The sequence below is a fragment of the Pontibacter sp. MBLB2868 genome (assembly GCF_051904785.1).
Classification (GTDB): domain Bacteria; phylum Bacteroidota; class Bacteroidia; order Cytophagales; family Hymenobacteraceae; genus Pontibacter.
Genome location: NZ_CP196710.1, coordinates 3,358,679 through 3,371,162, shown reverse-complemented (window position 1 = coordinate 3,371,162; position 12,484 = coordinate 3,358,679). Strand labels below are relative to the sequence as shown.

At 46.3% G+C, this 12,484-nt stretch carries 12 protein-coding genes; 1 reads left to right on the top strand and 11 read right to left on the bottom strand.

What is annotated here, in order from left to right:
- Positions 1–43 precede the first annotated feature (43 nt).
- Genes ACSX1A_RS14400 through nuoK form a run of 3 tightly spaced genes read right to left on the bottom strand, consistent with a single transcriptional unit; the run spans position 44 to position 3,846 of the window.
- Entirely contained in the window at positions 44–1,495 is a 1,452-nt protein-coding gene (locus tag ACSX1A_RS14400; protein WP_439883560.1) for a complex I subunit 4 family protein, read from the bottom strand.
- Between the two features lie 15 nt (positions 1,496–1,510).
- Positions 1,511–3,475 (bottom strand): NADH-quinone oxidoreductase subunit L, encoded by a 1,965-nt coding sequence (gene nuoL / locus ACSX1A_RS14395; protein WP_439880342.1) that lies wholly within the window; start codon positions 3,473–3,475, stop codon positions 1,511–1,513.
- 41 nt (positions 3,476–3,516) lie between these two features.
- Positions 3,517–3,846 (bottom strand): NADH-quinone oxidoreductase subunit NuoK, encoded by a 330-nt coding sequence (gene nuoK / locus ACSX1A_RS14390; protein ID WP_439880341.1) that lies wholly within the window; start codon positions 3,844–3,846, stop codon positions 3,517–3,519.
- Positions 3,847–4,103: 257 nt separating this feature from the next.
- Here nuoK and ACSX1A_RS14385 point away from each other — a divergent pair, with 257 nt between their 5' ends.
- Complete coding sequence (locus ACSX1A_RS14385; RefSeq protein ID WP_439880340.1) at positions 4,104–5,162, top strand: DUF6929 family protein; 1,059 nt, start codon at positions 4,104–4,106, stop codon at positions 5,160–5,162.
- Between the two features lie 117 nt (positions 5,163–5,279).
- Here the strand turns inward: ACSX1A_RS14385 and ACSX1A_RS14380 are convergent, their stop codons facing one another.
- From ACSX1A_RS14380 to ACSX1A_RS14345, 8 genes are all read right to left on the bottom strand, one after another.
- Positions 5,280–5,798, bottom strand: coding sequence for an NADH-quinone oxidoreductase subunit J family protein (locus ACSX1A_RS14380; RefSeq protein ID WP_439880339.1), 519 nt, complete (start codon positions 5,796–5,798; stop codon positions 5,280–5,282).
- A gap of 4 nt (positions 5,799–5,802) precedes the next feature.
- Positions 5,803–6,312, bottom strand: coding sequence for a NuoI/complex I 23 kDa subunit family protein (locus ACSX1A_RS14375; protein WP_439880338.1), 510 nt, complete (start codon positions 6,310–6,312; stop codon positions 5,803–5,805).
- Positions 6,313–6,399: 87 nt separating this feature from the next.
- The gene (gene nuoH / locus ACSX1A_RS14370) at positions 6,400–7,455 is read right to left on the bottom strand and encodes an NADH-quinone oxidoreductase subunit NuoH (protein ID WP_439880337.1); all 1,056 of its coding nucleotides are present in this window, start codon (positions 7,453–7,455) and stop codon (positions 6,400–6,402) included.
- A gap of 1 nt (position 7,456) precedes the next feature.
- Positions 7,457–8,437, bottom strand: a complete 981-nt coding sequence (locus ACSX1A_RS14365; RefSeq protein ID WP_439880336.1) for a 2Fe-2S iron-sulfur cluster-binding protein — start codon at positions 8,435–8,437, stop codon at positions 7,457–7,459.
- Between the two features lie 138 nt (positions 8,438–8,575).
- On the bottom strand, positions 8,576–9,922 hold the full coding sequence (gene nuoF / locus ACSX1A_RS14360) for an NADH-quinone oxidoreductase subunit NuoF (protein ID WP_439880335.1): 1,347 nt from the start codon (positions 9,920–9,922) through the stop codon (positions 8,576–8,578).
- 154 nt (positions 9,923–10,076) lie between these two features.
- A complete protein-coding gene (locus tag ACSX1A_RS14355) occupies positions 10,077–10,610 on the bottom strand; it encodes an NADH-quinone oxidoreductase subunit NuoE family protein (RefSeq protein ID WP_439880334.1) in 534 nt (177 codons plus the stop codon).
- A 62-nt stretch (positions 10,611–10,672) separates the two neighbouring features.
- Positions 10,673–11,917 (bottom strand): NADH dehydrogenase (quinone) subunit D, encoded by a 1,245-nt coding sequence (nuoD, locus tag ACSX1A_RS14350; protein WP_439880333.1) that lies wholly within the window; start codon positions 11,915–11,917, stop codon positions 10,673–10,675.
- Between the two features lie 59 nt (positions 11,918–11,976).
- Positions 11,977–12,483, bottom strand: coding sequence for an NADH-quinone oxidoreductase subunit C (locus ACSX1A_RS14345; protein WP_439880332.1), 507 nt, complete (start codon positions 12,481–12,483; stop codon positions 11,977–11,979).
- Position 12,484 lies beyond the last annotated feature (1 nt).

Below are 12,484 nucleotides of genomic sequence, written 5' to 3'. Positions count from 1 at the left end.
TCGTCGTATTTCTGATAAACTGTTTAATCTATTCTTTAGCTGCCTATCGGTTAATGATGCCCAGCAGATTCATAACCGCAGGTTCCGAAATGCTCAGGAACGTATTAGGGAATAAGCCGATCCAGAACACCATGATCACCAAAGGGATAAGTACAGCTTTTTCGTTCAGGTTAAGGTCTGTAAAAGTTTCTGTGAACTCAGACTTAGCACCAAACATAACACCCTGGAACATACGCAGCATGTAAACTGCACCAAGTATGATGGTTAAACCTGCTACAGCGCCAAACCAGGCATTGTATTGGTACACACCAGCCAGCAACAGGAATTCTCCTACGAAACCGTTTGTAAGTGGCAATGCCACAGAACCGAGCAGCAGGATCATAAAGAAGATGGAGAGAGCCTTTGCATTCTGTGTGATACCTCCCAGGCTGGTGATCTCTCTTGTATTAGTGCGGCTGAAGATAATGTCAATGATGAAGAACATACCTACCACGTTGATACCGTGGCTTAGCATCTGGATAACGCCTCCCTGCAAACCTTGCATGTTCAGGGTAAAGATACCCGCAGCGATAAGGCCAACGTGTGCAATGGAAGAGTAAGCGATCAGGCGCTTCAGGTCGCGCTGGCGGATGGCGATTATTGACGCATAAACAATTCCGATGATAGCTAATACCAGCACCACTTCATCCCACTGGCTTACGCCAAAAGGAACAACAGGCAATAACCAGCGAATAACACCATAGATACCCATTTTCAGCATAATACCTGATAGCAGCATAGTAGCCTGTGCTGGCGACTCAGTATACGTATCGGGCTGCCATGTATGGAAAGGGAACACCGGCATTTTAATAGCAAATGCAATGAACAGGAACCAGAAGATCCAGCTCTGCGATTCTGCTGAGAGTGTAAGCTGATAAAAAGCGTTTATATCAGAAGTATGCGTTCCGGGCGTTTGCAGGTACAAGTACACGAAAGCGGCCAGCATGAATAGCGAACCAAAGATCGTGTATACAAAGAACTTGAATGTAACCTTAACACGGTTAGCTCCACCCCATATCGCAGCGATAAAGTATACCGGTATCAGGGCTACTTCCCAGAAGAAGTAGAAAAGGAATGCATCCATTGCCACAAAAACACCGATCAGGCCTGTCTGCATAAACAGGATCAGGGCGTAAAAGGCATTCGGGTTTTTATACTCGTGCTTGTAAGAAGAAAGTATAATAAGGGGCACCAGGAAGGTCGTCAGGAGCACCATCAGTAAACTGATGCCATCCATGCCGATGCTGAAGTTGATGCCTGCACTTTCCACCCACGGAAAGCTTAGCGCCAATTGTGTACTGCCATTTTGAGTGTTAAACCCAGAGAGAGCGAATAAAGAAAGCGCGAACTCAACAAGCGCTGCAATAAAAGCCACTTTCTTGGCACCTGTCCCTTTTATCAGCAACACCAGAAGTGCAGCTAAGGCAGGCCAGAAAAGTATAAGAGCTGTAATTATCATCTTCTTAGAACCTTAACCGATAAAGAAGTTTAAAAATAGAATCAGGACAATGCTGAACACCATCACCAGAATATAAAAGCCGATAACCCCGCTTTGTGCGTAACGCAGGGTACGGCCACTTTGCATCACAAATTTGCCGAAGCCATTCACAATGCCATCCACCACGATCACATCCAGGAAACGGTGGAAAGCAGTTGACATCCACATCAGCGGACGCACGATGATAGTGTCGTAAAGTTCGTCGATATAATATTTGTTGTAGATCAGGTTGTGGATAGGAGACAAACGCTCACCTTCCGGTGCAGGTACTGTTTTCTTGCTCACATACATCACATAAGCAATAATAGCGGCAACAACTGCTACGGCTACAGATATACCCATCAGCATCCATTCAGTAGCATGATCTATGTGCAGCGGTGCTACTGCAGCAGCATTGGCAACCTGTGCATAGTTGTAAATAGGAGCCAGGTAGTTTTGCAGCACATGCATGTTCTCACCAAACACGGCAGGAATTCCAAGGAAACCACCTACTGTAGATAGTATAGCCAGAACAATCAGCGGCAAGGTCATGGATAGTGGCGACTCGTGCAGGTGGCTTTTCTGAGACTCAGTACCACGGAACGTTCCGAAGAAAGTCAGGAACACAAGGCGGAACATATAGAAAGAGGTCATGAAAGAGGCCAGCATACCAAAGCCCCAAAGCACTTTATTGTGTTCCCATACATGCGCCAACAGTTCATCTTTAGAGAAGAAACCAGCAAACGGAGGAATACCTGCTATTGCTAATGTGCCGATCAGGAAGGTGATAAAAGTAATTGGAAGGTACTTGCGTAAGCCACCCATGTTACGAATATCCTGTTCGTTGCTCATGGCATGAATCACTGAACCTGCACCCAGGAACAGAAGCGCCTTGAAGAATGCGTGTGTCAGTACGTGGAAAATAGATGACGAGAACGCCATTACACCAAGTGCCAGGAACATGTAACCTAACTGTGAAACAGTAGAGTAAGCCAGCACCTTTTTAATATCGTTTTGTGCCAGGCCTATTGTTGCTGCCACTACAGCTGTAACCACCCCTATAATAGCAATTACTTCGAGTGTAGTTGGGGCCAGTACGTAAAGCACATTAGAGCGAAGTACCATGTAGATACCAGCCGTTACCATGGTTGCCGCGTGGATAAGGGCAGAAACCGGAGTAGGGCCCGCCATCGCATCTGGTAACCATGTAAATAATGGAATCTGCGCACTCTTACCCATCGCACCTACAAACAGGAGCAGGGTAATGGCGATCATCACAGTGGAATCGATGCCTCCTGTATAACGGGCAGCCTCAGCAAACACTTGTGGATAGCTTACAGAGCCAAAGGTGATAAAGATCAGGAAGATACCTAATAAAAAGCCTAAGTCACCGATACGGTTCATTACAAAAGCCTTTTTTGCGGCATTGTTATAGTTAGTGTTCTTGTTCCAGAAGCCGATCAGGAGGTAAGAGCAAAGTCCTACACCTTCCCAGCCCACGAACATCAGCACGTAGTTAGAGCCCATTACGAGCAGTAACATCGAGAACATGAACAGGTTAATGAAAGCGAAAAACTTACCGAAGTTCTCATCGTGGCTCATATAGCCTGCAGAGTACAGGTGGATAAAGAATCCGATACCTGTTACCATCAGCATCATCAGCAGCGTCAGCTGGTCGATCAGGAAAGAGAAGCCAATGTGCATTTCACCAACCGAGATCCAGTTATAGAAATCAACAGTGTAGGCGCGGCTGCCATTAGCGGTAAAATCTAAGAACAGGTAGATCGAGATCAGGAAGGAAGCCAGTACGGTTCCGCATCCTACTAAACTTACCACGCCTTTTGCCAGTTTGCGATTGCCCAGGCCGTTCAGAATAAAGCCCAGAAGGGGCAGAATCGGAACCAGCAGACAAAGTAGTGCCATTCCCTGGTTATTAAGCGGCATTACAATTTCTTGCATCTGTATATTTGTTTAAGCTAATTCAGATTAAATAGGGGCTGTTACCACTTCAGGTAATTCAGCAATTGCACATCTGTTGATCGGATGTTGCGGTATGTCATTACTATAATGGCCAGCCCGACACATACTTCAGCTGCTGCAACGGCCATAATAAAAAACACGAATACCTGCGCGTTAGCATCTGCCCGGTAGGCAGACAGTGCAGTAAGCAAAATGTTCACGGCGTTAAGCATAAGCTCTACGCACATAAAGATCACAATCGCGTTGCGACGGGTTAGTACACCAATCACACCTATTGCAAAAAGTGCGGTGCTGAAGAACAAATAGTATTCTAATGGAATGGTTCTGATTACCTCAGGTATGTGGTTCATCTTCTGTGGGACTGAACGAATTAAGAAAATTTACTGTCCAAAAATCAAGTTGCAAAGTTATCCTCATTTTTGTAAAATCCATAACATATTTCTATTCTTCTTCGTAAAGCGGCGGCCCCTGCCAGGCTCATTTGTAACACATCTGAACCCTTAATACCTGCTTTTGCACTTTAAATTTCCTGATGCTGTATTATGCGCAGATTTATACTTTTACTTTATGTTTGCGTAGCTTAAGTAAATTTTGATACTCACGATCTATGCGCCACCTGAAACTATTTATACTTCTGGGTTTTGTTACTCTTATTACTGCCTGCAACTCTGAAAAACCTATCGCTGCTGCCTCAGATAGGCCTGCCATGTCTCATCGTATGGACAATATGAAACTCACCGCCTCTACGTTGCAGAAAAAGTACTACAGCAATCTTCCTTCTGCTTCAGGTTTAGAAATAGCTCAAGGGTTTTATTATGTATTAGGTGATGATACACCTTACCTGTACCAGCTGGATGCTCAATTTAATGTTATGCAAAAGTACGCGCTGTTTGATACAAGTAGTTTTGTGAACGGACGGATACCAAAAGCTACAAAGCCAGACCTGGAGAGCATGACGTATTTTAAGTATGGGCGTGATGAAATGCTGCTACTGATGGGGTCTGGTGCAAGCAAAGCACGTAACAAAGGCTACTTAGTGAACTTATCGGAAAATGTAGCAGTAAAGGAGCTTGATCTGACTCGTTTTTACACCTTTCTGAAGCAAGTATTGAAAATAGAAACAGAAGGTGTGCTAAACCTGGAGGGTTTAGCCATGGATAATGTCTATACTTACCTGATGCAACGCCCACTGGCCACGGGCGTAAATGTGCTGTTCCGCTTTGACACCAATGCTTTTAAAGATTTTATTCTTACCGGGAAGGACATCCCGGCAGTTGCTGTGTACCATTTTAATTTTCCGGGATTAGGGAACCGTATTGCAGGTTTTTCCGGAGCTTATGCCTTAGATGGTAAGCTTTTTTTTACCGCATCTGTAGAGGACACGCCAAATGCTCTTGATGATGGGGAAGTGCTGGGCAGTTTCATTGGAGTGATCGATCTTCGTTCTTTGCCTTACGCTACTGATCCGGCTAATCCGTTACAGGTGCCTGTTGTTCAGTTAAAAAATGTGGATGGTTCGTTTTATACAGGTAAAGCGGAGTCTTTGGTCGTTAAAAAAATGGACGCGGATGGTAAGTACAGCGTTATTGTAGTGTCTGATGATGATAAAGGAGGATCTGAACTTCTGGAGGTGGAACTAGCTGTGGAAGAGCCCTTACAGCAATAGTATTATCAGTAAACTGAATTTCCGGGCTTGCACATTGTTTGGGTGGTCCTGAAGCCATAAAAAAAGAGGGGTGCTGCCATGGCAGCACCCCTCTTTTTTTATAAGCAATGGCAGATTTTAAAAATGCTGCTCGCCTGTTTCTTTCTTTCCCAACATTACGGCACCTACCATAGCAACCAGGAACAGAACTGAAGCTAATTCAAATGGTAGCAGATAATCACGGAACAACACTGCTCCGAGGTTTTCAACCATACCGATCTGTGAGTTGTATGTGTCCGGGTTGTAGCCTACTATTTCAGTATCTTTTAAGGCAGCAATCATTACTACAAACAGTAAACCTCCTGCAACTGTACCCGATATTTTGCTGAGGGTAGATGTTTTCAGTTTCGCATCAGACTCTTTACCCATGTTCAGGAACATGATCACGAAAAGGAAAAGCACCATGATCGCTCCGGCGTAAACGATAATATTTACGGCTGCCAAAAACTGAGCATTAAGCAGAATGTAATGGCCCGAGATCGTAAAGAATGTTATGATCAGGAATAATACGCTGTGCACCGGGTTCTTTGATATCACCACCATCAGGGCGCAAAGCAGCGTAAGCGAAGTCAGGAAATAAAACAGGTTCTCTGTCATCGGGTTATTTTGTTTCTGTAGTTTTCAGGGGCTCCACCAGGCGGTCTTTGCCGTAAATAAACTCGTCGCGCTCGTAACGTGCCGGCGCAATTTTATCGTCTTGAAGAAAAATTGCTGCTTTAGGGCATGCTTCTTCACAAAGTCCGCAGAAGATGCAACGCAGCATATTTACTTCATATGTTACTGCATACTTCTCTTCGCGGTACAGGTGCTCTTCACCAGCCTTGCGCTCACCGGCTGTCATGGTAATGGCTTCGGCAGGACATGCCACAGCACATAAACCACAGGCAGTACAACGCTCAGCACCCTTTTCATCACGCTTTAAAACGTGTAATCCGCGCCAGAACTCGCTGCGTTCACGCGTTTGCTCCGGGTACTGTATTGTAGCTTTCTTTTTGAAGAAGTGCTTTAATGTTATTCCAAGACCTTGCGCAATAGCAGGAAGGTAAGCTCTTTCTGAAAAGCTCATTTCCCTTTTTTGCACTTTCTTGCTTCTATTTGATAGTGGTTCCATCTCTATTTCGATTATGAACATTGCATTTGCAGGTTCTTACCTTTAACAGGTTACCCGCCGGCAACATTCAAATTTCGGTACTATAGTTTAAAATAAATAGTCTTTCAGCAGAATACCGCCACCTGTTAACATGATATTCAGGATAGCAAGCGGAATTAATATCTGCCAGCCCAGTTTCATCAGTTGGTCATAACGGAAGCGCGGAAGCGTCCAGCGTACCCACATAAAGAAGAAGATGAACAGGAATATTTTGGCGAACATTGCTGCCAGGCCTACCAAGGTCACCACGTTATTGGCTACTACCGGGTCGCTGATAGACTCCCTTAGCTCATCCATGAACGGGAAGTTATATGCGCCAAAGTATAAAGTAGACATCACAGCAGACGCTACAAATATGTTGATATACTCTGCAAACAGGTACATCCCCAGTTTCATGGAGCCATACTCTGTGTGATATCCGCCAATCAGTTCGGCCTCACTTTCAGGTAAGTCAAACGGGGTACGGTTTGTTTCTGCAAAAGCACATACCAGGAAAATCAGGAAGCCAAGTGGCTGGTACCAGATGTTCCAGTTAAAGCCATGCTGCTGTTCCGCGATTACACTAAGTGATAAAGATCCGCTTAGCATTAGCACTGCAATGAGTGAAAGACCCATGGCGAGTTCATAGCTGATATTTTGAGAAGCCGCCCGTATAGCTCCCAGCAAAGAGAACTTGTTATTAGAAGCCCATCCACCTATCATCAAGCCATAAACGCCCAGCGAAACCACTCCAAATACATAGAGTACCCCGATGTTGACATCAATTGCCATCAGCTTTATTTCGTGGCCACCGAGTATCAGAATATCTCCGAAAGGGATCACTGCGCTTGACATGGTTGCCACCAACATAGCTACACCCGGGCCAATAATAAAGAGCGCCTTGCTTGATTTAGTAGGTATAAAGTCTTCTTTAAAGAACAATTTACCTGCATCAGCCAGTGGCTGTAGCAAGCCCAGCGGACCAGCACGGTTCGGGCCAACACGATCCTGGATAAACGCAGCTATTTTACGCTCAAAATATGTTGAATAGGTTGCTATCAGCAGGGTGATACCGAAGATAGCCAGAATGTATATCGCTTTGTATAATAGGTCTACAGACTCCATTTTATTCCTGTGGAAGGTTTTTCTTAGTGGATACTGGTAAATTTGGAACGATCGGAACATTAACCACCGGTAATTCATAGTGGTTAGCTGAGATCACAGAGCTGCTGTCTATATGACGTGGCCCTTCAATTGTCCAGTCTTTTACCTCTTTTTTATCAAAGCGGCAGGTATTACAGATAAACTCCTCTACTTCGTTGTACTGATCCTTGCGGGCTGTTACTCGAAGTACTTCTTCGCCCCGCGTCCAGAGTGTTACCTTGCCTGAGCAGGTAGGGCAGTCGCGGTGTGCATCCATAGGCTTTGTAAACCAAACACGGTTCTTAAAGCGCCACGTTTTATCTGTTAGTGCACCAACCGGGCATACATCGATCACGTTACCTGAGAACTCGTTGTCGATCACATTTTCAATATAGGTACCGATCTCAGCAGCGTCGCCACGGCCTAGCACACCGTGCACACGGTTTTCAGCGATCTGATCTGCCGTGTATACACAACGGTAGCACAGGATGCAGCGCGTCATGTGTAACTGGATGTATGGCCCCAGATCTACTTTATTAAAAGTACGGCGCTCTTCCTCGTAACGTGTTGCGCTAACTCCATGCTCGTAGGAGAGGTTCTGCAGGTCGCACTCACCAGCCTGGTCGCACACAGGGCAATCCAGTGGGTGGTTGATCAGCAGCATTTCTACAATCCCTTTGCGGGCATTCAATACTTCTTCGTTTGTGGTATTTTCTACTACCATACCTTCCTGCACCTGTGTGATACACGAGGCTACAAGCTTCGGCATCGGGCGTGGATCTTTGGTAGAGCCTTGTGCTACTTTTACAAGGCACACACGGCACTTACCGCCACTACCTTTAAGTGGGGTGTAAAAGCACATGGCAGGAGGTACTACACCGCCACCAATTTTTCTGGCAGCCTGCAGAATGGTAGTTCCTTCTTCTACCTCTACCTCGATGCCGTCGAAAGTTATTTTAACCATTATTGATATCGTTTCTCGTTTTCCGCTGATCATTTTTCGAAAGGATCAACAGCAAACGATTTAGGCTATACTTATGAATGACTTTTCAGGACATGAAGAAGATGTTATGTCTTTTGCCCTGTGTCTTATTTCTGTTTTTTATGCTGTAACAGCGTCTAACTGGCCTCTGTACACGGCACCCGGAGCTGTTGCCTCCTGCGGGTACTTTATATGCCACTCAAACTCATCACGGAAATGACGTACGGCACTTGCTACCGGCCATGCGGCTGCATCTCCTAGCGGGCAAATAGTATTACCTTCGATCTGCTTGGCAACACTTACCAACAGGTCGATGTCCTGCTGATGTCCGTGCCCGTATTCAATGCGGTGAAGCACTTTTTCCATCCAGCCGGTACCTTCACGGCAAGGGCTACACTGGCCACATGATTCATGATGGTAGAAGCGGGCATAGTTCCACGTGTTACGCACGATGCACTGATCTTCATCAAACACGATAAAGGCACCTGAGCCCAGCATAGAGCCGCTCACAAATCCACCATCAGACAGTGATTCGTAAGTCATCAGGCGATCTTCGCCGGCTGCTGTTTTAAGTATCAGGTTTGCTGGCAGGATCGGAACAGAAGAACCACCAGGCACTACGGCCTTCAGTTGCTTTCCTTTCCAGATGCCTCCGCAGTATTGGTCAGAATAGATAAACTCTTCTACCGGTACTCCTAATTCGATCTCGTATACACCCGGCTTATTGATGTTGCCGCTTGCTGAGATCAACTTAGTGCCGGTGCTGCGTCCTACACCTATTTTCGCATACTCTGCACCTGTGTTATTCACGATCCATGGCACAGAAGCGATAGTTTCCACATTGTTTACCACAGTAGGAGACTGGAACAAACCTTTCACAGCCGGGAATGGAGGTTTGTTTCGCGGGTTACCGCGCTTACCTTCCAAAGATTCCAGCAATGCCGTTTCTTCACCACATATATAAGCACCACCACCCGGAGCAACATGCAGGTCCAGGTCGTATCCGGAGCCAAGTATGTTTTTGCCCAGTAAGCCGGCCGCATACGCTTCAGCAATAGCTTTCTCCAGTATGCGAAGCACGAACAACAACTCACCACGGATGTAGATGTAAGATGTATTGGCCCCCAACGCGTAGCTGGAAGTGATCATGCCTTCTACCAGTGCGTGCGGGTTTTTCTCCATGAACCAACGGTCCTTGAAGGTGCCCGGCTCTGACTCGTCAGCATTACATACCAGGTAACGTGGAACACCTTCTGGTTTAGCCAGGAAGCTCCACTTCATACCAGTTGGGAAACCGGCCCCACCACGACCACGAAGTCCTGATGTTTTTACCTCTTCCACCACTTCTTCCGGAGACATCGTTTTCAAGGCTTTTTCTACAGATTTGTAGCCGCCATGCTTACGGTATACCTCCAGGGTCTCGATGCCTGGTACGTTAATATGTTCGGTTAATATTTTTAGTCCCATTTTAGCAGGATATATATTGTAGCAGCTTTTAAACTTTCTGCCGCTTATACTTTATCTATTTAAAGTGCTTATCTAGCCTTTGCTGGTGTTTTCACCAGCAAACAGCTTGTTTGCGACCTTTCTGGTTGTTGGTGAGAGCACCAACAACGGCTTTTTACTTTGCCCAGGTTGGTGTTTCGTGCTCTTTGTTGCGCATCATCTCCAGGAACGCATCCAGCTTTTCTTCGCTGTCGATGTTCTCGTAGTATAACTCGCGTACCTGAAGCATTGGTCCTGTTCCGCAGGAGGCAAGGCACTCTACAGGCTTCAGGGTAAACATGCCGTCAGCTGTCGTTTCGCCTTCTTCAATGTTAAGCTTCTCCTTGATCATCTCGATCATCTGATCGGCGCCACGGAGGCAGCAAGGGCCTGTGCGGCATACTTCCAGTACATGCTTGCCAACCGGCTTTAAATTGAACATGGTATAGAAAGTAGCTACTTCATAAACCTCTATCGGCTTTATGTTCAGTATATCTGCTATCTTATCCATTACTTCCGGGCTTACCCATCCACCAAACTCCGCCTGTGCGATGTGCAGGATAGGCAGCAGGGCAGACTTTTGACGGCCTTCCGGGTAGTGGCTGATATAGCGCTGAATTTCGGCCATGGCCGCATCAGAAAACTTTACTTCGTTTATAGTCTCTGCCATTTCTTCAATTGTCACTGATCAGTCAGATAAGATCAGTGTTAAATGGTAATTGATAATTCTAATTAAGCGTCCAGCTCGCCAGCAATCACGTTCAGGCTACTTAGTGTCAGGATCGCGTCAGCCAGCTGGCCTCCTTTGATCATTTCAGTATAAGCCTGGTAGTAAATAAAGCATGGTCTGCGGAAGTGCAGTCTGTACGGCGTGCGGCCACCATCGCTGATCAGGTAGAAGCCTAACTCACCGTTACCGCCTTCCACGCTATGGTATACCTCTCCAACCGGAGCATCAATCTCACCCATCACTATCTTGAAGTGGTAGATAAGTGCTTCCATGTTGCGGTATACTTCCTGCTTTGGAGGCAGGTAATAATGTGGCGCGTCAGCGTGATAAGAACCTTCGGGCAGGTTTTTGTAAGCCTGCTCAATTATCTTCAAGCTTTCCCATACTTCAGCATTTCTAACCAGGAAGCGGTCATATGTATCGCCTTTGGAGCCTATTGGTATCTCAAACTCAAAGTCTTCATAAGAAGAGTATGGATTCATGGCACGTACATCATAGTCCACGCCGGCAGCACGCAGGTTAGGGCCTGTGAAGCCGTAGCTGAGGGCACGCTCCGCAGAAATAGCACCAACATCGGTGGTTCTGTCAACGAAGATGCGGTTACGGGTAAGCATCTTTTCAAACTCAGCCCATACCTTCGGGAAACGCTTCAGGAATTCGCCGATCAGGTGCAGGGCTTTCGGCGTAAGATCACGCTCCATGCCCCCGATGCGACCCATATTCGTGGTTAAACGGGCGCCGCATACTTCCTCGTAAATATCATAAATGTGCTCACGCTCCTGCATCACGTACAGGAAACCTGTAAAGGCACCCGAGTCCACACCCAGGATCGAGTTACAGATCAGGTGGTCTGAGATACGGGCAAGCTCCATCATGATCACACGAATGTACTGCGCACGCTTCGGTACAGTAATACCCAGCAGCTTTTCCACTGTCATGTGATACCCCATGTTATTGATAGGGGAGGAGCAATAGTTCATCCTGTCAGTCAGTGGTGTGATCTGGTAGAATGGTCTGCGTTCCGCTATTTTTTCAAAAGCACGGTGAATATATCCGATCGTTGGCACAGCATCCACGATCTTTTCGCCATCCATTTGCAGGATGTTCTGGAAAATACCGTGTGTTGCCGGGTGCGTCGGACCCAGGTTCAACGTGGTTAAAGGCCGTTCTTCATGCAGCGCAAGTCCGTTGTCTAAACGGAATTGTTCCAGGTCAGTAAGTTCAGCTGTCTTATTTTCAGTAGCCATTTTAATATCTTTTGTCGTCTGCTGTTATCGTGCGTGTTAAGCATAACAGCTAAACCGGCTTATCGTCCGAAAAATGTATTTATTTTATCTTCCCTCGTCTGGTCTTCCAGCGGGTACTGCTTCAGCATCGGGTGGTACTCCATCTCCTCAATATTCAGGATGCGGGTCATGTTCGGGTGCCCCGTAAAGATGATACCATAGAAGTCAAAAGCCTCACGCTCCATCCAATTGGCTGTTGCGTACAGGTCTGTCATGGTTGGCATAACCGGGTCTGAAGCAGGCATGAATACCTTAATGCGGATGCGATAGTTATGGCGCAGGCTGTGCAATTGATACATCATGCACAATTCCTTGTCTTTGTGGTCAGGGAAGTGAATGCCGCACATCGTTGTGAGAAAGCGTATCTGCATTTCCTCGTCATCGCGCAGGTATTCAATCAACTCATGGATCGTTGCGCGGTTGGTGGAAATGGTCATGATGCCATCCGGGTTCAAAGCATCCCAGACATTCTCTTCACCAAATTTGCTAATGATCTTGCCGAGTACGTTTTCGTTCGTAAGCTCCATT